Raw genomic sequence first — 25397 nt, 5'->3', positions numbered from 1 at the left:
TGATGCTTCCATTGCGACTATGGTCACTGGCAGGAGGAAGCGCACATGCCAAAGGCGAAACCATTCAGGATTGACGTTCCTGACGCGAAGATCGCGGCCATTCAGGATCGCGTGAAGGATTACACCTGGTTTCCGGCCCCCGCCAATGAACAGGGCTTTTCCTATGGCATGTCCACCCAAGTCATGAAGGAAATGCAGCGTTACTGGCTCGCCGGATACGATTGGCGCGAAGCCGAAGCCGATCTCAACCGCTATCCCAGCTACAAGGCCGACGTCGACGGAATGGATATCCATTTCATCCATGTTGTGGGCGAGGCAGGCGGCAGACGCCCGCTGTTGCTCACGCACGGCTGGCCCGGATCCTTCTATGAATTCTGGGACGCGATTGGACCGCTTGCCTTCCCGTCCAAGCACGGTGGCAATACCGAGGATGCCTTCGATCTCGTGATCCCGTCGCTACCCGGCTACGGCTTTTCGGAAAAACCCAAATCACCTATGGGGCAACGCGCGACGGCGGCATTGTGGAACACGCTGATGCAGGACGTACTCGGCTACCAGACCTATCTCGCTCAGGGAGGTGATTGGGGCGCACTGGTAACCTCGTGGATCGGATATGATCACGGCACCCAGGACGACAAGGGCGGGTGCAAGGCGATCCACCTGAACATGATCGGCTTGCGCCCGACGCCTGCAACGCCGCAAACGCAGGAAGAGACCGACTGGATCGGAAAAGCGCAGGCCGCCATGCAGGCGCAAGGCGCCTATTTCATGGAACAGGCCACCAAGCCGCAGACACTGGCCATGGCCCTGATGGACTCGCCGATGGGAACAGCGGCCTGGATTCTGGAGAAATTTCACGGATGGTCAGACCTGAAAGATGGCGACTTGTTCAGCGTGTATTCCAAGGATCAGCTGATGACCAATATCATGATCTATCTAGTGAATGATGCCATTGCGACCAGCGTCTGGTACTATAACGCCTTGTTCCAGGAAGGCGGCGCAACCTTGCCGGAAGGCCAGCGTTGCGAAACGCCCACCGGGTTCGCCAACTTTCCGGGCGAGGCCGTATACCCTGCGCCGCCCCGCAGTTGGTGCGAACGCGTCTACAACATCACACACTGGACAGAGATGGAAAGCGGAGGGCATTTCGCTGCAATGGAGAAGCCCGAGATGTTTGTGGAAGACGTTCGCGCCTGGGGCCGCAAGTCAGGCTAGGCTGCGTTACCCGTTCTCAGGTCCCGGCCGACATTCTGGAGCACAGCATTGACGAACTTGGCTTCGGTCTCGTCAAAGAAATCATAAGCCAGCGAGACATACTCATCGAGGATAACCGCCTCGGACAGCTCCTGATGCACGATGAACTCAGCGGCCCCGGCGCGCAAGATGGCGCGTGTTGTGGCGTCGAGGCGCGTCAGTTTCCAGCCATCCGACAGACGTGACAAGATGGCTGTGTCGATCACCCCCTGATGTTCGACGACAGCGTTGAGAATGGACTTGAACAGATCCGGGTCGGCTTCCTCGATGGGGCGCTCGTCAGGACCGATTCCCAGACGATCTTCCATGAAGGCACGAATGGTGGCCTTTGCCGATTTCTCGGTCTGCTCCATTTCGTAAAGTGCCTGAACGGCCGCCAGACGCGCACCGGCGCGTCGCGCACGGATGACTTCAAAGGGGAGTTTCTGTTCACTCAACGAATGAGCTCCTTGCGGAACCGGATCATTGCGAGGCAGGCCTCAGCAGCGTCCTTACCCTTGTTCTTCTGTTTGCGGTCAGCGCGCACCCATGCTTGTTCTTCGTTCTCGACTGTCAGGATTCCGTAGCCGACAGCCTGGCGGCGCTGGACAATCAGATCCATAAGACCTCGGGCGCTTTCACCACACACATAGTCATAGTGGGATGTCTCGCCCCGAATGACACACCCCAGCGCAACGGCACCATCGAACCGACCGCTATCAGCTGCCATGGCGATTAGGCCGGGAAGCTCAAATGCGCCCGGCACTTCCATGACCGTCACCTTCGCGCCGGCTGCTTCCAGGACTTCCATAGCGCCAAGCTCAAGTTCGTCGCTGATGTGTTTGTAATAGCGTGATATCGCAATGAGGACGCGGTCCGCCATTATTTGTTCTCCTCGTTCAAGCGGCGCCAGCCCTCTATGGTCAGGCCGTATCCGTCAAGCCCTGCAACGCGGGTGGGCTGCGTATTCGACAGGAATGTCATCTTGCGGACGCCGAGTTCGCGCAAAATCTGGGCTCCGACGCCATACTCCCGCAGCGGTGCCGTCGGATCGACAGGTATGGTCGATTTCAAGCCAAGGCGTTCTGAAAGTGCATTCGGGCGCATCGTGTTGACGAAAACGATGACACCGGGTGCTTTCGCCTCGGCGATGATGCGCATGGCACGTTCGACAAGGCCCTGACGGGGGCCAGTTTCACCGAGGATGTCGGCCAGAACATCGGTGCGGTGAACCCGCACAATGGTCGTCGCGTCAGGGGTGATGGCCCCATGGACGATAGCAATGTGTTCTGATCCATCAAGCGCGTTGCGGAAGCAGACCGTCTTGAAACCTTCGCCATAGGCAGAGTCCAGCGGTGCTTCGACTCGGCGCTCAAGGAAGCGGTCATTCTTGCGCCGCCACGCGATCAGGTCCGCAATCGTACCGATCTTGAGGTTGTGAAGTTGGGCGAAGGCAACAAGGTCCGGCAGACGTGCCATCGAGCCATCTTCATTCATGATTTCGCAGATCACGCCAGCAGGATACAGCCCGGCCATACGGGATATATCGACGGCTGCCTCTGTGTGCCCGGCCCGCACCATTGTGCCACCATCCTTGGCGACCAGCGGGAAAACGTGGCCGGGCGAAACGATATCGTCATGATCAGCTGTCGGGTCGATGGCGACAGCAATGGTGCGCGCGCGATCATGGGCGGAAATGCCCGTCGTCACGCCTTCTTTTGCCTCTATGGAAACGGTGAACGCAGTCTGCATGCTTTCACGATTATTGCGCGTCATCATGTCGAGATGAAGTGTGTGCGCACGCTCCTGCGTCATGGCGAGGCAGATCAGGCCGCGCCCGAAACGCGCCATGAAATTGACCTGCTCGGGCGTGGCAAAAGTGGCCGGCACAATCAGGTCGCCTTCATTTTCGCGATCTTCGGCATCGACGAGAATGTACATCTTGCCGTTGCGGGCATCCTCGATGATCTCGTCGATCGAGGATATCGCGTGATGGAACTCATCTGACATTGTGAGGGGGTCCTTCTGGCGCGTCGGCGCCTATCATGCGGGCCACATAGCGTGCCAGCATATCGATCTCAAGGTTTACGTGGGAGCCGGGTGCCAGCTCTGAAAGCGTTGTGACGTCCCAGGTATGGGGAATGATGGCCAGCTGGAAATCGCCATTTGGCAGGGCCTCGGCCACGGTCAGTGACACGCCATTGATCGCGGCCGACCCCTTGGTCGCAAAATAGCGCGCAATTGCTGCAGGCGGGCGAATGGTGAGCCGCCAGCTTTGTCCTTCCGATTCGATCGACACGACCTCACCCACGCCATCAACATGACCGAATACGAAATGACCGCCAAGCTCGTCGCCAAGCTTCAGGCTTTGTTCGAGATTGACGCGCGAGCCGACATTCCAGTCGCCAAGCACGGTCTTTGACAGGGTTTCGGGTACGGCCTCGACCGCAAACCAGGCCCCGCGCTCTGCCTGCCCCTTGTCGACGACTGTGAGGCATACACCCGAATGCATGATCGACGCTCCCATGGCTATGCCGTCAAGCGGATAACCACTTTCGACTTCGAAGCGCATCAGCCCGTTGCGCGCTTCCGCCTTCCGGACGGTGCCGACATCTGTGACGAGACCAGTAAACATTGCAGGGCGTATCCTTTGCCGGACTTATGCTAAATTCGAACATAAGTATCGAGAACGTCATCTCCAATCCGTTCCGTTGCGACAGGTCGCCAGCGGGACGCAGAGGCAAGATCGCTGAGGCCAAGCCCCCCGAGCGCCGGAAGGCCGTCCCCACCGATCAGGATCGGTGCGCGGAACCAGGCGATCTGGTCAACGAGCCCTGCCCGGATGAAGGACGCCGCCAGGGTTCCGCCCCCTTCCAGCAGAATGGACGTTATCCCTTCGCCTTCAGCGCGGCGCACGAGCGACTTCACATCCACGCGCAGCCCGTTCCCGCACCGCCAGATGTCTACGCCGCTGGCCGCGAGGATATCCTGCGGCTGGCCTGACGTGGCAACGACCACAGGACCACTGGAAATGGACTGGACAAGGCGCGACTGTTTCGGCGTGCGTCCGCTGGAGTCAGCGACAATGCGGACAGGTTGCCTGACAGGCATTGGCACAGTGCGGGCGGTGAGCAGCGGGTCGTCTGCCAGGACCGTGCCGATACCTACGAGGACCGCATCGTGTTCGGCACGCAACTGGTGGGCGCGTGCGCGCGAACCGCTCGTTGTGATCCACTGGCTGGTGCCATCAGCAAGCGCGATGCGCGCATCCAGCGACGTTGCAATCTTGAGGGTGACCCTCACGCCGCTCATGACTCGTCATTGTCTTCTTCGAGGGCGGTCTTCTCGATGAATTGCGCGAAATCGCTCGGATCCTTGAAGTCGCGATAGACGCTGGCATAGCGGACATAGCCGACGGGATCGACCCGCTTGAGGGATTCCATGACCAGCTCCCCGAGCTCGGATGAAGGCACTTCGGACTCTCCGCCGCTTTCCAGTTTCCGCACGATTCCGGAAACCATCTGATCAATGCGCTCGCGGTCTACAGGTCGTTTACGCACGGCAACCGAGATTGACCTAAACAGTTTGTCACGTTCAAACAGGGACCGCTTGCCATCGCGCTTCACGACAATGATCTCGCGTAACTGGACACGCTCGAATGTGGTGAAACGTGCGCCGCAGCTGTCGCACACACGGCGGCGACGGACTGCGGTGTCGTCTTCAGCCGAACGGCTGTCTTTTACGGCTGTATTTTCAGAACCACAGAACGGACACCGCAAAGCGCATCAAGCTCCCAGGCCATCGTAAATCGGGAACTGGACTGTCAGCGCCTTCACTTCGGCGCGGACCTTGTCTTCAACCGCTGTGCTGTCACCCGCCGCGACTGCGTCGACGACTTCAACGATCCAATTGCCGATCTGCGTGAATTCCGGCTCGCGAAAGCCGCGCGTCGTTCCAGCGGGCGACCCAACGCGAATGCCGCTGGTAATGGTCGGCTTGGCCGGATCGAAAGGTACACCATTCTTGTTGCAGGTGATGAAGGCCCGCTCAAGCGCCTGTTCGGCGTCACGACCAGTCACCTGCTTGGGACGCAGGTCGATCAGCGCGAGGTGCGTGTCAGTGCCACCGGAAACAACATCCAGTCCGCCGGCCTTGCAGGCCGCAGCCATGGCCTGCGAATTCGCCACAACCTGAGCGGCGTACGCCTTGAATTCAGGCGTCAGTGCTTCACCGAACGCGACCGCCTTGGCGGCGATGACGTGCATCAGCGGACCGCCCTGGATACCCGGGAAAATGGCCGAATTGATCTTCTTCGCCAACGCCTCGTCATTGGTCAGGATCATACCGCCACGTGGGCCACGCAGCGTCTTGTGTGTTGTTGTCGTCGCGATGTGGCAATGCTCAAGCGGGTTGGGGTGCACCCCGCCTGCGACGAGACCGGCAAAGTGCGCCATATCGACCAGGAAGATCGCGCCGACATCGTCGGCGATCTCGCGGAATTTCCTGAAATCTATCTGCCTCGGATAGGCAGAGCCGCCCGCAATGATCATCTGCGGACGATGGGCCTTGGCCAGGCGCTCCACTTCCACGAAATCGATCCGGTCATCTTCGCGCCGAACCCCATACTGGACCGCATTGAACCATTTGCCAGACTGGTTGGGCTTTGCACCGTGTGTGAGGTGGCCGCCAGCGTCCAGGCTCATGCCAAGTATAGTGTCACCCGGCTTGAGCACGGCCTGGAATACACCCTGGTTGGCCTGGCTGCCCGAGTTCGGCTGCACATTCGCAAACTGGCAGTCGAACAAGGCCTTGGCGCGGTCGATTGCCAGGTTTTCGGCGACGTCAACAAATTCGCAACCGCCGTAGTAGCGTTTGCCAGGATAGCCCTCGGCGTACTTGTTCGTGAGAATGGAACCCTGCGCATCCAGCACTGCACGCGAAACGATATTCTCGGAGGCAATCAATTCAATCTGATGCTGTTGGCGTGACCGTTCGTCCGCGATGGCTGCGAACAGCTCGGGGTCAGCTTCAGACACCGACATTGTAAAGAATCCGCGCGACTTGATCTGCGCGGGTACTGCCGTGTCAGCCATGAGAATCTCCTGTAGCAAGGGTCAGCACGTCTTTACGCCGCCTGCACTCCTGCTGCAACCACGACGATTTACCAAGAAGATCATGCAAGTCGCAGTATTCTTAGTCCATTTAAGTGACGAATATTGAGTGCCATTACTTGGCTGTATATGATATCATGATTATTGGGGCTGTATTAACAGGCAAACTGCGCACTTGTATCGCAACGGGGCATCGTCAATCATGCGCGAAATCGACCACACGGATGCGCTCGAAATGACGACAGGCATCGTGTCGTCCTTTGTCGCCAACAATGCAGTTCCCGCCTCTGAGTTGCCGGAACTGATCAAGGCTGTCCATGACACGATCGTCAGTCTTTCAAAGGGAGATCCTGTCAAGGAAGATACACCCGAACCTGCGGTGCCTGTTGCGAAATCCATCACGCCAGATTACCTGATATGTCTTGAGGACGGCCGGAAACTGAAAATGCTGAAACGATATCTTCGTTCCCGGTATGACATGACTCCGGAGGAATACAGGGCCCGCTGGAACTTGCCGGCCGAATACCCGATGGTCGCCCCAAACTATGCCAAGATCCGGTCCCAGCACGCCAGAGATATCGGCCTTGGCAAGAAGAAATCGTGACACATAAAGTATTCGACGAGGATTAATTAACCGACCAGCGCCTCAGGCCGCCTGGTCGAGTCCGAGTTGCTTCCATACCGCAAGTATCGCCGCCACGAGTTCATCCATCATGGCCTCGCCGTGAACCGGGCTTGGCGTAAACCGCAAGCGCTCGGTGCCACGCGGCACAGTGGGGTAGTTGATGGGCTGAACATAGATGCCGAAATCGAACAAGAGCGTGTCGGACAGCGCCTTGCAGCGCTCAGGGTCACCAACGAGCAGCGGCACGATATGCGAGGGTGAGTCCATGACAGGCAGGCCCGCGTCAGCGAATTTCTGCTTGAGCAGGGCCGCATTCGCCTGGTGCACAGACCGCAAGCGGCGCCCTTCATCCGTCCGCAGCTTGGACACGCTCTCGAGCGCTCCTGCCGCCATCACAGGGCAGGTCGATGTCGTGAAGATGAACCCGGAGGCCATCGAACGGATCGAGTCGATCACGGTTGAATGCCCGGCAATGTATCCGCCCATCACGCCATAGGCCTTGCCCAGCGTGCCTTCGATAATGTCGATCCGGTCGGCGAGGCCCTGCATCTCTGCCACCCCTGCCCCATTATGCCCGTAAAGTCCGACCGCGTGGACTTCGTCAAGATAGGTCAAGGCGTTGAATTCGTCCGCAAGATCGCAAAGCTCTTCCATCCGGCCGAAATCGCCATCCATCGAATAGACGCTTTCGAACGCAATCAGCTTTGGCCTTTCGGGGTCATCAAGTTCCAGCAGGGCGCGAAGGTGGTCCACGTCATTATGCCGGAAAATGCGGCGGTCCAGACCCGACCGGCGGATGCCTTCAATCATGGACGCGTGGTTGAGCGCGTCGGAGTAGATAATCATGTCGGGCAGTATTTTGCCCAGCGTCGAAAGCGTTGCTTCGTTGGACACATAGCCCGACGTGAACAACAGCGCCGATTCCTTGCCATGCAGATCGGCCAGCTCCCGTTCCAGGTCGACATGGTAGCGAGTCGTGCCCGATATATTGCGTGTACCGCCAGAGCCTGCACCGAAACTGTCAATCGCCTCGTGCATCGCATTGATCACGTCATCATCCTGGCCCATGCCGAGATAATCGTTCGAGCACCAGATCGTGACTTCGCGTTCGCCATCTTCAAACCGCGCGGTCGCCTTGGGAAACCGCCCACGATGGCGATGAAGGTCTATGAAGACCCGGTAGCGGCCCTCGCCATGGATTGCGCCCAGGGCGTCTTCGAATGCTTTAAGATGCTTCATGGCTTGTGGTCGCCCTTGGTGGATTTGTGGCGTTAGATAGGCGGGCACAGCCCGGTTGATAATCCTCAACTACGACAAAGGCCGCATTTGTCGCATACGTGGATTTCCTTAAGAGTCATATCCAGGCGACTGGCGGTCCAATTTGCGCAACAGTGCCGGCCAGGCGAGACGGTTGGCGAGCACCTTGGTCCCTTCAGGATTGCTCTGGCCCTTAACGACGTCCTGAACGGCTTCCGGAGCGACAATCACACCGTCCCGTCCCGCCGACAGGGCGCGAACCTGCATTGTGCAGGCGCGCTCGAGGAAGAACATGCGCAGGAAGGTTTCAGCTGCAGTGCCACCAACGGCCAAAGTGCCGTGATTGTAGAGCAACATCGTGTTCCTTGTGCCGAGATCAGCGACGAGGCGCTCACGCTCTCCAAGATCAAGAGCAACGCCCTCATAGTCATGGTAGGCCAGATCGTGCCGAACCAGCATGGATGTCTGGCTGAGCGGCATCAGGCCATCTTTCTGGCAGGACACCGCGACGCCATCGTCGGTGTGCAGGTGCATGACGACATGCGCATCGTCGCGCGCAGCATGAACAGCAGAGTGAATCGTGAAGCCCGCCGGGTTGATGAAATATTCGGTTTCCTGGATCACGTTACCGTCGAGATCGACCTTCACCAGCGATGAGGCCGTGATTTCCTCAAACAGCATGCCATAGGGGTTGATGAGAAAATGGTGGTCCGGCCCCGGCACGCGGTGGGAAATATGGGTGAAAATCATGTCGTCCCAACCGTGTAAGGCGACAAGACGGTACATCGCGGCCAGATCGACACGCGCTTTCCACTCGTCCGCACTTACAGAACCGCGAATATCAATCTTTTGGGCACCGTCAGCCATTCTGTCTTCCTCCATCTTTTAAAGGGAAAGTACCGGAAATCGCGGGCACATGCCAGTCAAACCTGACACTGGCGTCAGGATAGCGCAGGCATCGAACGCCTTGACGATTCTTCCGGCGCCGCCGACATGTGGGCGCCATGACCCAGTTACGAATATCCTTTTTTGCCTCCAAACGCCCTGAAGCTCAGGAAGCCCTGCCGGAGTTGCGGCGGCTTTACGGACACTTTGCGGAAGAGGACGCCGACGTGATCGTCGCTATAGGTGGTGATGGCGCAATGCTTGATACGCTCCGCCGCCGGTTTGACGATAACAAACCCGTTTACGGCATGCATCGCGGAACCGTGGGCTTCCTGATGAACGATTACAGCGTCGACGGACTGGTCGAGCGAATCAATGCCGCCGAGCGGGCAAGCATCGTTCCCCTCCGCATGATCGCAACCGACACCCATGGCCAACACCACAGGGCACTGGCCATCAACGAAGTTTCACTACTGCGTCAGACGGCCCAATCGGCTCGCCTCAAGATCACCGTCGACGACCGGTTGCGCATGGAAGAGCTGACCTGTGACGGCGTTATGGTGGCCACGCCCGCCGGATCGACCGCCTATAACCTGTCGGCACACGGTCCGATCCTGCCGATTGGCGCCAACCTCCTGGCGCTGACCCCTGTAAGCGCCTTCAGGCCGCGACGCTGGAAAGGCGCGCTTTTACGCCATGACGCAACGGTCAACATTGATGTCATTGCCCCTGACCGCCGGCCTGTGGCCGCCGCTGCCGACAATCAGGAAGTCAGAAACATTGTCCATGTGCAAGTTCGCGAGAGCCGGGACCAGCGACTGACCATGTTGTTTGATCCAGGGCATGCGCTTGACGAACGCATACTGCGCGAGCAATTCGCGTTTTGATGTGACGTCTGACTTGTCAGCGTTTTTTTAAGGCTTCGCTCATAGTGTTGTCCTGCAAATGCGGGGCGAATTGATGTTCGACAAATTACTTGGGAAATGGCGTCTTACGGCAGGTCGCTCGACCGCTGAAACGAAGCAGGTTTCCACGCCGGACATTTCCCGCGTCATCAAGATGCGCACGCCGGAACCGGAAGACTCCAAGGCTGTGATCGCCAGTTCGGTCGATCCGGAAGAACTTGCCGACAAGGCAGAGGCGGCGGTCGATTCCCTCTCCGAACGGTTCGAAGCATGGATGTCCGCTGACCTGGACAATCTGATAGCCTCCTGGAACGCCGCAAACGTCCCGGATGCGACTCCGGAAGAATACCGCGCCGTCTTCATGGCCGCACACAACATACGTGGGGTCGCGGGGTCTTACGGTTACCCTGCAATATCGCGCCTTTGCGGATCGCTTTCGACCCTGCTCAGCGACACACACCCAGGCGAGAACTCCGCCCTCATCAATCTGCATGTCGAAGCGTGCCGCGCCGCCTTCATCGGGGTTGGCAGGGGCGACGGCTCCGATTCAGTCGCTGACGCCGTTTGCGATGCGCTCGAGCAAACGGTCGCCGCAAAAGCCGCCACCAACTGATCAGACATTGACCCGCGACAGCAGTTCGACGGTCTGGCCGTATCCCGCTTCTTCGGGGATGAACAGGCAGGGTTCACCCGTATCGGTCTTTCCGGCCTGCGGCAGCACCATGACAACATCTTCTGCGCCGAACCGTTCAGCCGCCTCTGCGACTGATGTGCTGCGGGCCAGTTTCACAAGGTTCATCCGGGTCGGAAAAATGATCGTGGCCTTTCCGGCAAGCTCCATGTCGAGTGCTTCGCTTGCGCCCAGCCAGACGGCATCCGTCGTTTCGCGGCCATCATGCGCGGCAATCTGGTCGGACGGTGCTGGCGCCAGGTAGAAATGTGTGTCGAAGCGCTTCGGCATCATCTCCGGCGTAATCCAGTGGCCAAAGTGGATCAGGCTGTCTAGCGCCAGAACGAGGCCGTTATCGCGTATCAGTTCCAGGAAGCTTTCCTCCTGCCGGTCAACGGCACCGCGGTGCGGTGCAAGCTTCTCGGATATCTCGGGACCAACAAGCGGCGCGCCAGGGCCACGCCTGCTCGCATGCCGCGCCAACAGCAAGCCTGACTCCTCAAACGCCTCACGCACCGCCGCAATTCGTGCATCTTGCTGCACCGGACCAAAATCGCCGTCAGTATAGGCATCCCAGTCCGGACTGGAGTCTTCGTCATTGGCCTTGCCACCCGGGAACACGAGTGCGCCAGCCGCGAAATCGATCTGATAATGGCGCTTTACCATGAGGACTTCAGGCGCGGTTTCTCCGTCCCGAATGATCAGGACAGTGGCTGAAAGACGTGGTGTCGAAGGGGTCTTCGTCATGCTGGTAACCTCGATTGGTCAAATTTCGCAAAAATGCAGCCGATTATCTGCGCGTGATGTTCAACTCTCGCCCTTAGGGAAGGCAAGAGACAACACACAGGAAAGGAGTTGGCCATGCGCGCCATTCAATCCCCGCTTGATCGTCAGGCCCGCCTTTCCCCTGCCCCGCAGTTGCGCTTTCATACAGTTGTTCACCTCTTGAGCGGCGATTCACTCGGTCAGGTTTGCGAAACTCCCGTTGCATTCGAAGAGCGTGTCGCGTTCGGTCCCCGTACGATGCCTAACGAGGTTGCCAACCCTGCCAAGTGGCTGGCCGACCAGCTGAGCCGCATCGCGAGCGCTACGCATGGCCAGCCAGCCAGCCAGCGCCCTATACTCGTCTCAGCTCCTATCGCAGCGCTCGCGCATTCGAACACGGCCGTCGCTTGCGACGCCGCCATCCGCCGGACGTCACTTTGCCAACAGGAAGTATGCCTCGAGTTTGCAGATGCCGCATTCGCCGGGGGCGCGGCTGATTATGTTGTTCGTCTGGGTTTGCTGCGCCGCCATGGCTTTCGTGTTGCCATTGACATGCGTCGATCATGGCAGACGCCGCTCAGCGATTCACTGCGCCTGCTGATCGATACGATCCGCGTGGATGCCAGAGCACTTGAAACCAATCCCGATCTGATGGACCTGGTTGAAGCTGCGGATGCGTCGGGTATCCTGATCGTTGCCGAGAACGCGCACTGGCGCGATGGCGAATACCTGGCACGCGTGGGTGTTCATGCTGCCACGCACCCGAGAACTGACGCCTAGGCGGCGTCGAATTCTTTCTCGCTCTCCTCTTCAGCAGCCATTTCCGAATAATAGTCGAGTTTGTCGAGCAGGTAGTCGAGGTCATCCTTGGGTATGGCCTGAAATTGTGTGAGAACCCGCTCGATCATGCGCGCGCGGAACCTTGCGCGATCATTGGCGCCGCCATCATGCGTTGTCTCGTGGAAAACATTCACGGCGGCACGAAATGCAGGAAGCATCTTGCGCGGCAACCCAGCCCGATCGAATACGGCCTGCAGCCCGAGCGGCCCGGCATCATGGATCATCAACCAGACGCGCTGGTGGCCAACGCCGGACAATTCAGCGAGCGCATGCTCGACAAACGGCATCTGGCCGCAGCACAGCGCCCGCATGATCAGCGAATGCCCCAGACGCCCGTTCAGATTCAGCTGGGAGACGAAACGCGGCAGATCGTGAGTTCGCCCTGCCTGTTCGACCAGATCGATTGTCGCGCGCTCACGTGCGCTGCCAGCTAGGTCGATCGCCATCTGGGCCGGCAACTCGTGACGGTTGACCAGGAGGTCAAACAGCTGCCCTGAGACCAGGGACACCATTTTCTCTGCGATATGCGTCGGAATGAACTCCCGCTTGATCAGACCGCTCTGAACAACCTCGTCCGCCCCGAAACGCCGCAGTGTGTCATCATAGGCCTTATCGCTAAATTCGGCGCCATTGTTCTTCGATACCGCCCGAACAGCCTCCACTGCGCCATGCTCTGAAATCACTTCGGTGAGGGTGATCGACAGGGAATTGCGATTGGCAATGGCAGCCTGCTTGGCAGCCGTGACGGCCAGAACCAGTTCAATCAGGTCTTCATCGGTAAAGACGGGCGAATCCTGAAGCACCGGAATGGCGACAGCCTCGATATCCTGGGCCAGCTTAAGGGCAATTTCGCGCGGCAGGACAGGCGAATTGCGCAGCGTGACAGACAAGGTGCGGCGCACCAGATCGGCCGAATCCTCCGCCAGAATTGCCATGATCTCGTTGGCGAACGACTTTTCGCGATCACTCAAAACGTCGAGTGCAATACGGCGGCAGACGCGGTGCGCCACTGACGCACGCTGCTCGGGGGTTTCACCCCGCATCAGCCGTTCAATGTCCTGCTCGGTCAGCTGCGGTCGTATACTCTGAACGCTCATTGGCCCGTAATCCCCAAGAATCAATATCGGTCAATTTCTCCCAGCGCGGTTAACACAGCGTTTACCAGAGCATCCAGACTGCATCACAAACGAAAAGCACCGGACTTCATCCCTGAAGTCCGGTGCTTTTGATTTTAATCCGATTTGGTCGGATCTACTCGTCGTCTTCCTTGAAGAGGTCTTCGCGCGAAACTGTCTCGTCCGTCACCTTGGCCGTGGCCAGGATGTGGTCCACAACCTTGTCCTCATAGATCGGTGCGCGCAGCTGGGCCATGGCATTCGGGTTCTTCTGGAAGAACTCTACAACCTGACGCTCCTGCCCCGGATACTGCCGGGCTTCAGCGATCAGCGCCTGGTTCACTTCCTGCTCGGTGATGCGGACATCAGCGATCCGGCCGATCTCCGCCAGCACGAGACCAAGGCGTACGCGGCGCTCGGAAATCTTGCGATACTCATCCTTGAGTTCATCTTCCGACTTCGCCTTATCCTCATCAGAAACCCGACCCGCATCCATTTCGGTCTGCAGCTGCTGCCAGATCTGGGCAAACTCCTGCTCGACCATGTTGGGCGGCAGATCGAAGCTGTGTGCGTCGTCGAGCTTGTCGAGCAGATCACGCTTCGCTTTTGAGCGGGACGCAGTGTCATGCTCCGCCTTGAGCTGGTCCTTCACAAGGCCCTTCAGCTGATCAAGGTCTTCAAGACCGAGGCCTTTGGCGAAATCATCATCAAGTTCCGGCGTCTTGGGCGCACGAACTTCCTGCACCTTCACTTCGAAGACCGCCGGCTTGCCAGCGAGATCAGCCGATGGGTAATCTTCAGGGAACGTGACATTGAGTTCTTTTTCCTCGCCGGTTTTGACGCCGACGAGCTGTTCTTCAAAGCCCGGGATAAAGCGGTTGGCGCCGAGCACGACCGATTGCTGCTCTGCCGCGCCACCTTCGAAGGCCACGCCGTCGACCTTGCCGACGAAATCAATGACGACCGCGTCGCCGTCTTTCGCTTTGGCAGTCTTGGCGCGGGGCTCGTACTGCGTGTTCTGTTCAGCGATTCGGCCAAGTGCTTCGTCGATCTGCTCGTCAGAAACGTCTGCAACCGGACGCGCAATTTCCAGGTTCGCGATGTCTGCTGGTGTGAACTCGGGCATCACGTCGATGTCCATGTGGTAGGCAAGATCAGCTTCGCCCTTGATCACAGCTTCCATGTCGGCATCAAGGCGCACACTTGGCTGGCCAGCCGGACGCAGCTCATTTTGTTCCAGGGCTTTCTGGTTGGTTTCATCGACAAGCTTGTTGACGAGTTCACCCATAAGGTCCCGACCGAACATTTTCCGAACGTGAGCAGCCGGAACTTTGCCCGGACGGAAGCCTTTCAGCCTCATGCTCGGGCGAATTTCTTCAATTCGCTCGTCAAGCTTCGTTTTGAGTTCGCTCGCCGGAACCTTCACTTCGAATGTGCGGCTAAGACCTTCTGCCTTGGTCTGGGTTACTTCCATTGTTTTATTCATCCGTTTTTGGCGTCGCGAGGCAAAAAAGCACGCTGGAGGCTGTGTGAACCTGTCTGAAGGCGCGGCTTATGTCATAGGCTAAAGCGCCTGTCCACGCAGACTATGCGGGATATGCTGCATGTTCAGAAGTCTGGTGCGGATGAGAGGACTCGAACCTCCACGCCTTGCGGCGCTGGAACCTAAATCCAGTGCGTCTACCAATTCCGCCACATCCGCGATCCGCGGTTCCTAACCGAGCAGACCGGACGTATCAACAGGAAAGACCATGAGCGTCGATTTTCAAGCGGTTTCGCCATGCAGGGCGCTCAATATGTCTGGCACATGATGCGGCAAATCCTCGGAAATCAGGCCTGCTCCCACGCGCCGTCCTGCCTCACCGTGAACCCATGACGCCATGGCGGCAGCCTCAAGCGTGGGCATGCCCTGAGCCATCAGCCCCGCAACAAAACCTGCCAGCACATCGCCCGAACCCGCCGTCGCGAGCCATGGCGTCGCGTGCGTGTTCACGATCGCTCGCCCGTCTGGCGCCGCGATGACCGTGTCGGCCCCCTTCAACAACACCACACATCCGGCCTCTTTGGCCGCACGGCGGGCCGTTTCGATCTTGTTGACGCCGGAATCCTGCGCGTATCCGAAAAGGCGGTGAAACTCTCCCGCATGTGGCGTGACGATGTCATCAGGCCTGAGGCGCTTGAACAAAGCGTTGTGTGAACCCTCAAAAACGGTCAGCGCATCTGCGTCGAGAAGGGCCCGCGCCCTGGACTTAAGGATGGTTTCGACATTCGCCCGCGTCGCCGGTGTCACGCCTGCGGCGGGGCCAACGATCACCACCTGTGCCGATTGGCCCGCCAATTCAAGGTCTACGGCGTCATTTATCGGTTGCAGCATGATGGCCGTGAGATGGCTTGCATTCACACTTACCGCGCCGGGCGGCGACAGAACCGTGACCAGCCCCGCCCCTATCCTGAGTCCCGCCATCGCCGCGAGGCGCGCCGCACCGGTCGCGGATGCCGGCCCGCTTACAACTTTCAGATGTCCACGCGCGTGCTTGTAAACGACTGGTCCGAGCCGCGGCATGAGAGGCCCCCACAGCATCGGGCCGTTCTCGACCGTGAGCGTCTGCACCGGCACCCCGATATCAGCCGTCGCAACCAGCCCGCAATAAGCCGAGGCCGGTTGCAGGACGTGTGCCGGACGCAAACCCGCAAATGTGATCGTTCCCTCAGCACGAAAACAGGGACCAAGCGGCCGTGCTTTCAAACCATCGACGCCGGATGGCACATCAACGGATACAACCCGGCCTCCCCGCTCTGCCAGTGCTGCTGCCATGCCATCCAGGGGACGTGACAAGCCGCCGCCGAAAAGTGCATCGAGCACGATGGCGTGGGGTGCTTCAAGAGCCGATTCGAGCGGATGGACATTGCCGTCCCACATCGCGGCCGCCTTGGCGGCGTCACCTGTCAGGCTCGCCTTGTCATGTGTGCAGTAGACCTCAACCTCACGCCACAGCCTCGAAAGCTGGGCCGCAGCCACAAAGCCGTCACCGCCATTGCCGCCTGGGCCGCAAAGGACCTGCACCTTGCCTTCCGGCCAGCGCGCATGAAGAAACTCCGCGACGGCGTTGCCGGCACGTTTCATTACATCAAAACTGTCTGTGCCTGCTGTGAAAACTGCCTGCTCAGCGGCGGTCATTTCCTGCGGTGTAATAATTGGTCTGCCCATAGGGCGACCTCATAACACGCGTGTAGCAGATTCGCTTCCATATTCAGCAACATGAAGGGCCGTTGGCGTTCGCGAAAGCTGGGTCACGGAACAATGCCCCGGGCGAAACACAACGACTCTCGGATCCGACTCGATCATGCCGGCCAATGCATTGATTGCCACGAAGTGAGAGAAGACAACTGTATCATCAGGCAGGCCAGTAACGAAGTCGAGCATGGCCTGTCGCCAGCCCTGGAAGTCGTGTGACGCACCTTTCCATTCGCCCGCCATCAATGTGCGTAACCACGCCACGCGATCCTCCACATCGTCGGGCGTATCTATTTCGGATACTTCCGGTGCCACTTTCGCGACCAGACCCATACGCTGCTCGAAAGGCAAGGCGGTTTCTCGGCACCGCAGCATCGGACTGGAGATGGCTGACTTTGCACCGAGGTTTTCAAGTGCAACGGCGACGGCATTTGCCTGCTGCTTGCCGAGGTCGCTCAATCCAGGGTCCGGATGATCACCCCAACCGGCTGCGGCCTCACCATGCCTGACGAGAAAAATCACGCCGCGACCTGAACCTGGTTCGGATCGAGCCCTATCTGATGTGCGACCAATCCCTTCTCGGCGCAAACATCCAGCGCGTGAAGGTAGGCGACCGGCTTGGCGATATTCAGTCTCGCCCGCGCGGCATCAAGAGGCTCATGAAGCAAGGCAATGATGTCCTCGCGCACGATACGCGAAGCGGCGGCACCGTTCCGCTTGCCTTCACGGAAGCAATCCATGATGCGCGCTTCCTTTGGCACGCTCTTCATGATCTGGCGGCAACCCATATAAGAAATGAATATCACGCCCAGGCCTGGGTTCTGGCCGTAGGTAAAGGCAAGCAGGCTTGCTTCGCCCAGCGCGTCCCGACCATATCCAGACAGGACATGGAACAGGTCGTGCGTGTCGCGCAGCCGATTGCCGAACCAGTAATAGTCGTCATCAAAATCTCGAACCGCTCCACGAAATTTCTCGCTTTCGTCAACCAGTCCCTGGGCTGTCAGACCCTCACGCTCCATGAAATCCACATAAGCATGCCCAACCGTGCCTTTCGGCAACGCACGGATCCAGTCATGATCATCCAGCATCGGAGGCAGGTATTCTCGCTTTGCCAGCAGCGCCTTCCCCTCTTCGCTTTCCGCAAACGCATGAAAGTTCTTTTCGAAAGAGCGGCCATTCAGAGACTCGATAATATGAAACACCTGCTCTGTGTCTTCTTTATCAGCGATAAGATTCTGCATATGCCTCCACGCCGTGAACGGGCGGAACTTGGCCGGACGGCGATCAGGATGAACAAACACTTCGGTCATGACGTACGCTTTCGCTGAAATTACGAATTTACCCTAGCATGTGCGGATTAACAATTAAAGTGACGCACGCGTCATATTTCGAACATCAGGTCCGTTCAGTCGGTGGTCAATTTCGGGGCACGCGTGCCCAATTGTTGACCACGTGTTCTGATCCCACTGCCCTTTCAGCATCTAGCGCTCGCCTCGCAGCGAGAGTACGCCTACCCAAAATCAATACCAAATTCAGCGGCTGGGAGAACATGGGCCATGAAAAAAATCGAAGCGATCATCAAGCCATTCAAACTGGACGACGTAAAGGAAGCGCTACAGGAAATCGGCCTGCAGGGCATGACCGTTATTGAGGCCAAGGGGTTCGGCCGTCAGCGCGGACATACAGAACTGTATCGCGGCGCCGAATATGTCGTCGACTTCCTGCCAAAGCTCAAGATCGAAATCGTGCTTGCTGACAGCGCTGTCGAGGGTGCCGTTGAGGCCATCAAGAAAGCCGCGCACACCGACAAGATTGGCGACGGGAAGATCTTCGTTTCAGAGGTGCTGGAAGCCGTGCGCATCCGGACCGGAGAAACCGGCGACGCGGCGCTTTAATCCTGCAATAAACAACTCTCGACTCAGCAAACCACATTCCTGGAGGGCAAATCCAATGGCTGACAAGCTTATAAAAATGATGAAGGACGAGGACGTACAATACGTCGACCTTCGTTTCACAGACCCGCGCGGCAAGATGCAGCACGTGACCTTCCACAAGGGCATGGTTGAAGATGACTTCTTCACCGAGGGCCAGATGTTTGATGGATCGTCCGTTGCGGGCTGGAAGGCCATCAACGAGTCCGACATGTTGCTGATGCCTGACCAGGATACAGCGATGATCGACCCATTCTTCCAGCAGACGACGCTGGCCGTAATGTGCGATGTCCTGGATCCCATCACGGGCCAAGCCTACAACCGCGACCCGCGCACGACCGCAAAGAAAGCTGAAGCCTATGTCAAGGCGGCGGGCGTTGGCGACACAGTGTTCTTCGGACCGGAAGCTGAATTCTTCGTGTTCGACGACGTACGTTGGTCAGTTGAGCCGCACAATACCGGCTACAGCTTCGATTCGACCGAGTTGCCGATCAATACCGGGAAAGAATACCCAATGGGCAACATGGGCCACCGCCCTGGTCCAAAAGGCGGCTACTTCCCTGTCCCACCGATCGATTCCGAGCAGGACATGCGCGGTGAAATGCTGTCGATCATGGGTGATATCGGCCTCGAGCCTGAAAAGCACCACCACGAAGTGGCGCCCGCCCAGCACGAACTGGGTCTGAAATTCTCGACACTGACCGTTATGGCTGATCGCCTTCAACTCTATAAGTACGTCATTCACAATGTTGCAGCGTCCTACGGCAAGACGGCGACCTTCATGCCGAAGCCGATGTTCAAGGATAACGGATCAGGCATGCACGTACACCAGTCGATCTGGGGCGGCGGCAAACCACTCTTCGCCGGCGATAAGTATGCCGGTCTGTCCGAGATGTGCCTCTACTACATTGGCGGCATCATCAAGCACGCAAAGGCCCTGAACGCGATCACTAACCCGTCGACCAACAGCTACAAGCGCCTGGTCCCCGGTTATGAAGCGCCCGTGATGCTGGCCTACTCGGCTCGAAACCGTTCGGCATCCATTCGCATCCCGTTCGGCTCCAATCCAAAAGCCAAGCGTATTGAAACGCGTTTCCCTGATCCGACAGCGAACCCATATCTTGCCTTCGCAGCCCTGCTCATGGCCGGTCTCGACGGCATCGAGAACAAGATCCACCCAGGCGACGCCATGGACAAGGATCTCTATGACCTGCCGCCGGAAGAGGCCAAGTCGATCCCACAAGTCTGCGGATCACTCCGCGAGGCACTCGCGGCACTTGATGCGGACCGCAAATTCCTTACCAAGGGCGGCGTTTTCGATGACGATCAGATCGATGCCTACATCGAATTGAAGATGGAAGAGAACATGCGCTACGAGCTTCACCCTCACCCGGTGGAATTCGACATGTATTACAAAGTCTAAGAGCGAGACCTCTCGAAAGCTCAGTGAGGCCGGCATTTTCGGGTGTCGGCCTTTTGCTTTTGGGCAGAAGCAGAAACGCCCCGGATCGATGACCCGGGGCGTTTCTGCTTTTGAGTATCAATTGTAGTCAGCCCGCTTCTGGCTGGCTCTTTTTGGCGTGGACGTAGAGCGGCTCGGCATTGCCTTCAACCACTTCACCATTGATCACGACTTCTTCGACACCACGCAGGTTCGGCAATTCGAACATGGTATCGAGCAAGATTGATTCCATGATCGAGCGCAAACCACGCGCACCGGTCTTGCGTCCGATGGCACGACGGGCCACGCTGGTCAGCGCCTCAGGCGTAAACGTCAGAGCGACATTCTCCATGTCGAACAGCTTCTGGTATTGCTTCAGCAGCGCGTTCTTCGGCTGCGTGAGAATCTCAATCAGGGCCTTTTCATCCAGGTCTTCAAGCGTCGCAATGACGGGCAGACGCCCGATGAATTCCGGGATCAGACCAAACCGCTGAAGGTCTTCCGGCTCGGTGTTGCGCAGGATTTCGCCAACGCTGCGTGCCTCCGGGTCTTTCAGCGACGCCCCAAAGCCGATCGACGCATTGTCGCCGCGTGACGAAATGATCTTGTCCAGCCCGGCAAAGGCTCCACCAACGATGAACAGAATATTCGTCGTGTCGACCTGCAGGAACTCCTGCTGGGGATGCTTGCGTCCGCCCTGTGGCGGAACGGCTGCAACCGTGCCTTCCATGATCTTCAGAAGCGCTTGCTGGACGCCCTCGCCCGACACATCACGCGTGATGGACGGATTGTCCGACTTGCGCGAAATCTTGTCGATTTCGTCGATGTAAACGATGCCGCGCTGGGCACGCTCAACGTTGTAGTCGGCCGATTGGAGCAGCTTCAGGACGATATTCTCGACATCTTCACCGACATAGCCGGCTTCGGTCAGGGTTGTCGCGTCGGCCATCGTGAACGGCACATCCAGGATGCGAGCCAGGGTTTGCGCAAGCAAAGTCTTGCCGCAACCCGTTGGGCCAACCAGCATGATGTTGGACTTCGAAAGCTCCACACCATCCGTTTTACCGGCGTGTGACAGGCGCTTGTAATGGTTATGCACGGCCACCGACAGGATGCGCTTTGCATGGCGCTGGCCAATAACGTAATCATCCAGCACGTCGCAGATTTCCTGCGGTGTCGGCACGCCTTCGCGCGACCGCACCATAGCTGTCTTGTTTTCTTCGCGGATGATGTCCATGCACAGTTCGACGCATTCGTCGCAGATGAACACCGTTGGTCCGGCGATCAGCTTTTTCACTTCATGCTGGCTCTTTCCACAGAAAGAGCAATAAAGCGTATTCTTTGAATCGCCTGATCCGTTTTGCTTGGTCATACCGTCCTCAATGCCGGGTAAGGTTTAACGGGGCCTTTAAGCGCCCTTACCCGGTTCGTTATTATGACAATAAGGGTCATGGCCCGCCCTGCAAGAGGTGGGCCGCATTTGGTGGGGAGCGTCGTCGACTATTTTTCGTCCTCAGAGTCGCGACGCTCAAACACCTTGTCGACGATCCCGAACTCGACAGCTTCCTCGGCCGTCAGGAACGTATCCCGGTCGAGCTTGCGCTCGATCACGTCGTATTCCTGGCCGGTATGCTTGACGTAAATGTTGTTCAGGCGGCGTTTCAGGTCGATAATGTCCTGCGCGTGCCGCTCGATATCTGTAGCAACGCCTGAATATCCGCCCGATGGCTGGTGCAACATGACGCGCGCATTTGGCAGGCAGGTGCGCATTTCTTTTTCACCAGCTGCGAGCAGAAGCGAGCCCATGCTGGCCGCCTGTCCGAAGCAGACTGTCGAAATCGGGCACCGTATATATTGCATCGTATCGTAGATCGCGAGGCCCGATGTGACGTATCCGCCGGGGCTGTTGATATACATCGCGATATCTTTTTTCGGGTTTTCAGACTCAAGAAACAGGAGCTGCGATGTGATCAGGGCAGCCATACCGTCATCAATCCCGCCTGTTACGAAGATGATTCGCTCCTTCAGCAGGCGCGAAAAGATATCAAAAGCCCGCTCCCCTCGGCTGGTCTGTTCCACCACCATCGGAACAAGGTTGAGGGCAGTCTGGTACGAACTCGTCATGAAATCAGGCCTCGGGGCTGGCTGTCAGGAATCTCTGTTCTGCCAGAACTGGCAGAAGGACCTATATTTGTCCACGCGTGACTGACCGCAAGAGGCTTTGGGCTGTGGAATGCCTGCATCAGCGCCACGGCCATTCTGGCGCACTACTCGGCAAGGGTGCGTCCGGCGCCTGCATGAAGGCGAGATAGTCGGCGTGGACTGTCTCCGCCTGCAGGTCACGCAAAAGCATATGGTAACCATCCGCATAATACACTGTCCGAACACTGCCAGGCAGGTCCCTTGCGGTACGTTTTACACCAGATGGCGGGATCACAAGGTCATTCGCGCCATAGGAAAACAAGGTGGGTACGTCTGCTGGTAAACTCGCTGACCGCGTGTGAGCGGTCTCCATCAGGCTTACCACGCCATAGACCTGGTCGATGCGGTTAAACGGCTGCATCAGGGGATCGGCCCATGTCCGGCGTAGCATCTCGACATTGTCGGATGGCTGAATCTTCACGAGCCGGCGTGGCGGCCGCACGATCCAGCCCGGACGGGTGCGCGTCGAAGCCCACAGGCTGGCCCGATAGATCGGATTCATCGCGCCCCAACCACGCAGCCCCGGCCCGGAGGCGATGAACCGATCGGCCCTGGGCGCATCGTCAGACCCAAAAGCGCTGATCGCCACGGCGGCCCCCATGGATATGCCGACCACCGTGATAACCGCATCAGGGTGTTTCGCCCTGGCAACGTCGACCGCCGTGCGCAAGTCGTTGCGCATGAGTTCCTCATCTGGCCAGATCCCCCGCCCCGGCGACCGACCGAATCCTCTCTGGTCATAGGCATAGGTGGTCACACCCCTGGCGGCCCAATAAGGCGCTGCCATGTGGAAGGCGTTCGCATAATCATTCATGCCGTGCACGCCGACGACGACGAAGTCCGGGGATTCGACATTTTCGGCTGGCCACACCGTGAGACCCAGCTTCGCGTCATCGGACGCGACAAACAGATCGTGATCGGTGTCGAAGTGAGGTCCAACAGGATGAGACACGAATTGCGGTCCTTGCGTGAGCGGGTGCGTACAGCTGGTCAGCGTCACCGCAGCTATCAGAAAGGTCAGGACTCCAAGGCACCACGAACGGCGCGCCGCAGTTCCGGCAGCACGTCTGTTTCGAACCAGGGATTGCGTTTCAGCCATGCCGTGTTTCTCCAACTCGGATGAGGAATAGTGAACATTTGTTCACTCGTAAAGGCTTTCCAGTTTTTGACCGTTTCGGTCAGCGAGCCTGCCGTCCTTTCTCTCAGATGCCATTTCTGGGCATAGGCACCGACGAGGACCGTCACGCGAATATTCGGCAATCTCGACAAAAGTCCCTCGCGCCAGGTTGCCGCGCAGCGTTTCATCGGCGGCCGGTCGCCGCCCTTGGCGTCATTGCCGGGAAAACAGAAACCCATCGGAATAATCGCCATTCGTGACGCATCGTAGAACTCGTCTTCCGAGACGCCCATCCAGTTGCGCAAGCGAACGCCGGATGGGTCGTTGAACGGCGTCCCCGTTACATCTGCCAGGTTTCCAGGGGCCTGCCCGGCGACCAGTACGCGGGCCGTATCGCTCGCCTGCAGAACAGGGTTCGGAGCGCGCGCCATCTCATGCTCGCACAGCCGGCATGCGCGGACGCCATTCAGATATGATTTGAGATCGTCGGTCATGACGTCATATTCGGGCATTCCAATACTGCTGGAAAGGCTGTCTTCTCATGACCAATGCAATTGTCAGAACAATCGATCCGCGCGCCCGTGACCTCGGTGGCGGATTTCACGTGCGCAGGGTGCTGCCGTTCCACGCCCACAAGATGGTCGGGCCATTTATCTTCTTCGATCACTTCGGCCCTGTCGAATACGCACCGGGCGACGGTTTTGACGTCCGCCCTCATCCGCATATCGGTCTCGCCACAGTGACATACCTGTTTGAGGGCGCGATCCGCCATAAGGACAGCCTTGGTTCGGACCTGGTCATTCGCCCCGGCGCCGTGAACTGGATGACCGCCGGCCACGGCATCGTGCACTCAGAGCGCACGCCAGCACCGGAACGCGAAGCTGGCCAGAGCATGCACGGCCTGCAAACCTGGGTTGCCCTGCCGGTCACCCACGAAGACATGCCGCCATCATTCGTCCATCATCCTGCAGACACGCTCCCGACATTCGTGATCAACGGCGCAGATATTCGGGTGCTCGCCGGCGAGGCGTGGGGCCATCGCTCACCCGTCAGCTTTCCCTGGCCCATCCTTTACGCAGCCATCGAAACCCCGAACGGCGCCAGCATGGTTCTTCCCGCCACACTTGCGGAGGAACGCGCTCTCTATCTCGTGTCGGGTGGTGTCACGGTCGACGGTAGTCAGATCGGCGAAGGCGTGATGGTTGTCTTCACGCCAGGCGTCGATATTGCTGTGGAATTCCTGCCTGGCACGAAGGCCGTCATCTGCGGAGGCGCGTCGCTCGACGGCGCCCGGAATATTGACTGGAACTTCGTCGCATCCAGTGCAGACCGGATCGACCAGGCCAAGCAAGACTGGAATGAATCCATCAGATTGCACGGCACAGAACGCTTTCCGTTTGTTCCGGGTGACGATACGGAATGGATACCCCTGCCCTGAAATCGCCACATTTGATTGAGACGCCCGCGATAGGCGATCTTCGGGAAGGGAGTTCGCCATACACAAGACTATAAAGTCTCAGAGAGGGTGAATACATGAACATCAAACTTATCGCCGGCGCAGCCGCATCAATCGCTATGCTCGCAGCTTGCGCAACACCAACCGTTGCCGAATCCGAAACCGCTGCAAGCCTGGACGCCGCATCGGCTGACGTTTCCGCCGACGTTGCTGCTGAAGCAGCAGATGTTGCCGAAGAAGCAGCTCCTGCTGCTGAAGTCGCAGAAGACGCTGCTGTTGAAGCCGCTGTGGCAGCCGAAGTTGCTGAAACCACTGAAGACGCAACTGTCGCAGCAGAAGCTGCCGACGTTGCCGAAGAGGCTGCAGAAGAAGCCGCCGACGCTGCAGCCGTTGCAACCGAAGCCGCCGCTGACGCTGCGGAAGAAGTTGCTGAAGAAGCAGCCGATGAAGCAGAGGCTGCTGCTGAAGAAGCGACCGAATAGTTTCTGACCAATTTCAAGACGATTCAGGGCGGGTTCCAGAAATGGAGTCCGCCCTTTTTCCTGATCCCGGTGATCTCCTGCAGCTTGAAGCCTGCCACCGGCCATGCCAGACCCTTTGGTAATCTAC

Annotated in this window: 27 protein-coding genes, 1 tRNA gene and 1 pseudogene; 9 read left to right on the top strand and 20 right to left on the bottom strand. The window is 58.3% G+C overall.

Annotation, left to right across the window (positions count from 1 at the left end; translation table 11 throughout):
* Nucleotides 1-45 precede the first annotated feature (45 nt).
* Nucleotides 46-1215 carry an epoxide hydrolase family protein gene (locus tag ACQ66M_RS15735; protein ID WP_350172084.1) on the top strand — a complete coding sequence of 390 codons (1170 nt, stop codon included), beginning with the start codon at nt 46-48 and terminating at the stop codon, nt 1213-1215.
* A 32-nt stretch (nt 1216-1247) separates the two neighbouring features.
* Here ACQ66M_RS15735 and nusB read toward each other — a convergent pair.
* The 7 genes and pseudogenes from nusB to glyA all read right to left on the bottom strand — a co-directional run.
* Nucleotides 1248-1691, bottom strand: a pseudogene (gene nusB / locus ACQ66M_RS15730) (transcription antitermination factor NusB); the annotation flags it as partial.
* Complete coding sequence (gene ribH, locus ACQ66M_RS15725) at nt 1688-2116, bottom strand: 6,7-dimethyl-8-ribityllumazine synthase (protein ID WP_350172080.1); 429 nt, start codon at nt 2114-2116, stop codon at nt 1688-1690. The pseudogene nusB and the gene ribH, both read right to left, overlap by 4 nt.
* Nucleotides 2116-3243, bottom strand: coding sequence for a 3,4-dihydroxy-2-butanone-4-phosphate synthase (ribB, locus tag ACQ66M_RS15720; RefSeq protein ID WP_430404974.1), 1128 nt, complete (start codon nt 3241-3243; stop codon nt 2116-2118). The genes ribH and ribB overlap by 1 nt, the downstream gene beginning before the upstream one ends.
* Entirely contained in the window at nt 3233-3868 is a 636-nt protein-coding gene (locus tag ACQ66M_RS15715; RefSeq protein WP_350172076.1) for a riboflavin synthase, read from the bottom strand. Before ACQ66M_RS15715 ends, ribB begins: the two co-directional genes overlap by 11 nt.
* 29 nt (nt 3869-3897) lie before the next feature.
* A complete protein-coding gene (locus tag ACQ66M_RS15710) occupies nt 3898-4545 on the bottom strand; it encodes a RibD family protein (protein WP_350172074.1) in 648 nt (215 codons plus the stop codon).
* On the bottom strand, nt 4542-5012 hold the full coding sequence (gene nrdR / locus ACQ66M_RS15705; RefSeq protein WP_350172072.1) for a transcriptional regulator NrdR: 471 nt from the start codon (nt 5010-5012) through the stop codon (nt 4542-4544). Before nrdR ends, ACQ66M_RS15710 begins: the two co-directional genes overlap by 4 nt.
* Nucleotides 5013-5018: 6 nt before the next feature.
* Entirely contained in the window at nt 5019-6326 is a 1308-nt protein-coding gene (gene glyA / locus ACQ66M_RS15700) for a serine hydroxymethyltransferase (RefSeq protein ID WP_350172070.1), read from the bottom strand.
* A gap of 220 nt (nt 6327-6546) precedes the next feature.
* On the opposite strand from glyA, the gene ACQ66M_RS15695 reads away from it, so the two are divergent.
* Entirely contained in the window at nt 6547-6948 is a 402-nt protein-coding gene (locus ACQ66M_RS15695; RefSeq protein ID WP_350172068.1) for a MucR family transcriptional regulator, read from the top strand.
* A gap of 42 nt (nt 6949-6990) precedes the next feature.
* Here ACQ66M_RS15695 and hemA read toward each other — a convergent pair whose 3' ends face one another.
* Together hemA and ACQ66M_RS15685 are read right to left on the bottom strand one after the other, a co-directional pair.
* Complete coding sequence (gene hemA / locus ACQ66M_RS15690) at nt 6991-8208, bottom strand: 5-aminolevulinate synthase (protein ID WP_350172066.1); 1218 nt, start codon at nt 8206-8208, stop codon at nt 6991-6993.
* Nucleotides 8209-8316: 108 nt separating this feature from the next.
* Nucleotides 8317-9093 carry a class II aldolase/adducin family protein gene (locus ACQ66M_RS15685; protein ID WP_350172064.1) on the bottom strand — a complete coding sequence of 259 codons (777 nt, stop codon included), beginning with the start codon at nt 9091-9093 and terminating at the stop codon, nt 8317-8319.
* Nucleotides 9094-9230: 137 nt separating this feature from the next.
* Here ACQ66M_RS15685 and ACQ66M_RS15680 point away from each other — a divergent pair, with 137 nt between their 5' ends.
* Complete coding sequence (locus tag ACQ66M_RS15680; protein ID WP_350172062.1) at nt 9231-9998, top strand: NAD kinase; 768 nt, start codon at nt 9231-9233, stop codon at nt 9996-9998.
* Between the two features lie 73 nt (nt 9999-10071).
* Entirely contained in the window at nt 10072-10629 is a 558-nt protein-coding gene (locus ACQ66M_RS15675) for an Hpt domain-containing protein (RefSeq protein ID WP_350172060.1), read from the top strand.
* On the opposite strand, the gene ACQ66M_RS15670 is transcribed toward ACQ66M_RS15675, so the two are convergent.
* Nucleotides 10630-11433 (bottom strand): NUDIX hydrolase, encoded by an 804-nt coding sequence (locus ACQ66M_RS15670; RefSeq protein ID WP_350172058.1) that lies wholly within the window; start codon nt 11431-11433, stop codon nt 10630-10632.
* Nucleotides 11434-11547: 114 nt separating this feature from the next.
* Between ACQ66M_RS15670 and ACQ66M_RS15665 the strand changes: the two genes are divergently transcribed.
* Complete coding sequence (locus ACQ66M_RS15665) at nt 11548-12231, top strand: hypothetical protein (RefSeq protein WP_350172056.1); 684 nt, start codon at nt 11548-11550, stop codon at nt 12229-12231.
* Here ACQ66M_RS15665 and ACQ66M_RS15660 read toward each other — a convergent pair.
* From ACQ66M_RS15660 to ACQ66M_RS15635, 6 genes are all read right to left on the bottom strand, one after another.
* Nucleotides 12228-13388 carry a DUF2336 domain-containing protein gene (locus ACQ66M_RS15660; protein ID WP_350172054.1) on the bottom strand — a complete coding sequence of 387 codons (1161 nt, stop codon included), beginning with the start codon at nt 13386-13388 and terminating at the stop codon, nt 12228-12230. The two genes, ACQ66M_RS15665 and ACQ66M_RS15660, sit on opposite strands and share 4 nt — an antisense overlap.
* A 154-nt stretch (nt 13389-13542) precedes the next feature.
* The gene (gene tig, locus ACQ66M_RS15655; RefSeq protein WP_350172052.1) at nt 13543-14880 is read right to left on the bottom strand and encodes a trigger factor; all 1338 of its coding nucleotides are present in this window, start codon (nt 14878-14880) and stop codon (nt 13543-13545) included.
* Nucleotides 14881-15023: 143 nt separating this feature from the next.
* A tRNA-Leu gene (locus ACQ66M_RS15650) sits at nt 15024-15108 on the bottom strand.
* 63 nt (nt 15109-15171) lie between these two features.
* Nucleotides 15172-16614 carry an NAD(P)H-hydrate dehydratase gene (locus ACQ66M_RS15645; protein ID WP_430404972.1) on the bottom strand — a complete coding sequence of 481 codons (1443 nt, stop codon included), beginning with the start codon at nt 16612-16614 and terminating at the stop codon, nt 15172-15174.
* Nucleotides 16615-16623: 9 nt separating this feature from the next.
* Nucleotides 16624-17163, bottom strand: coding sequence for a histidine phosphatase family protein (locus ACQ66M_RS15640; RefSeq protein WP_350172048.1), 540 nt, complete (start codon nt 17161-17163; stop codon nt 16624-16626).
* Nucleotides 17160-17882, bottom strand: a complete 723-nt coding sequence (locus ACQ66M_RS15635; protein ID WP_430404970.1) for a Coq4 family protein — start codon at nt 17880-17882, stop codon at nt 17160-17162. Before ACQ66M_RS15635 ends, ACQ66M_RS15640 begins: the two co-directional genes overlap by 4 nt.
* 315 nt (nt 17883-18197) lie before the next feature.
* On the opposite strand from ACQ66M_RS15635, the gene ACQ66M_RS15630 reads away from it, so the two are divergent.
* A complete protein-coding gene (locus ACQ66M_RS15630; RefSeq protein WP_350172044.1) occupies nt 18198-18536 on the top strand; it encodes a P-II family nitrogen regulator in 339 nt (112 codons plus the stop codon).
* Between the two features lie 55 nt (nt 18537-18591).
* Entirely contained in the window at nt 18592-19995 is a 1404-nt protein-coding gene (glnA, locus tag ACQ66M_RS15625) for a type I glutamate--ammonia ligase (protein WP_350172042.1), read from the top strand.
* A 127-nt stretch (nt 19996-20122) separates the two neighbouring features.
* On the opposite strand, the gene clpX is transcribed toward glnA, so the two are convergent.
* The 4 genes from clpX to ACQ66M_RS15605 all read right to left on the bottom strand — a co-directional run bounded on the left by clpX (nt 20123) and on the right by ACQ66M_RS15605 (nt 23826).
* On the bottom strand, nt 20123-21385 hold the full coding sequence (gene clpX, locus ACQ66M_RS15620) for an ATP-dependent Clp protease ATP-binding subunit ClpX (RefSeq protein WP_350172040.1): 1263 nt from the start codon (nt 21383-21385) through the stop codon (nt 20123-20125).
* 128 nt (nt 21386-21513) lie between these two features.
* Nucleotides 21514-22137, bottom strand: coding sequence for an ATP-dependent Clp protease proteolytic subunit (locus tag ACQ66M_RS15615; RefSeq protein WP_350172038.1), 624 nt, complete (start codon nt 22135-22137; stop codon nt 21514-21516).
* A gap of 118 nt (nt 22138-22255) precedes the next feature.
* Nucleotides 22256-23167, bottom strand: coding sequence for an alpha/beta fold hydrolase (locus ACQ66M_RS15610; RefSeq protein WP_430404968.1), 912 nt, complete (start codon nt 23165-23167; stop codon nt 22256-22258).
* 65 nt (nt 23168-23232) lie between these two features.
* Nucleotides 23233-23826, bottom strand: coding sequence for a uracil-DNA glycosylase family protein (locus ACQ66M_RS15605; protein WP_430404966.1), 594 nt, complete (start codon nt 23824-23826; stop codon nt 23233-23235).
* A gap of 47 nt (nt 23827-23873) precedes the next feature.
* On the opposite strand from ACQ66M_RS15605, the gene ACQ66M_RS15600 reads away from it, so the two are divergent.
* Both ACQ66M_RS15600 and ACQ66M_RS15595 read left to right on the top strand, forming a co-directional pair.
* Nucleotides 23874-24770 carry a pirin family protein gene (locus ACQ66M_RS15600; protein WP_430404964.1) on the top strand — a complete coding sequence of 299 codons (897 nt, stop codon included), beginning with the start codon at nt 23874-23876 and terminating at the stop codon, nt 24768-24770.
* 95 nt (nt 24771-24865) lie between these two features.
* The gene (locus ACQ66M_RS15595; RefSeq protein ID WP_350172030.1) at nt 24866-25270 is read left to right on the top strand and encodes a hypothetical protein; all 405 of its coding nucleotides are present in this window, start codon (nt 24866-24868) and stop codon (nt 25268-25270) included.
* Nucleotides 25271-25397 lie beyond the last annotated feature (127 nt).

This window comes from Hyphomonas sp. (assembly GCF_965284475.1).
GTDB lineage: Bacteria > Pseudomonadota > Alphaproteobacteria > Caulobacterales > Hyphomonadaceae > Hyphomonas.
The sequence above is the reverse complement of the archived record's forward strand: the minus strand, read 5'-3'. Positions and strand labels throughout refer to the sequence as shown.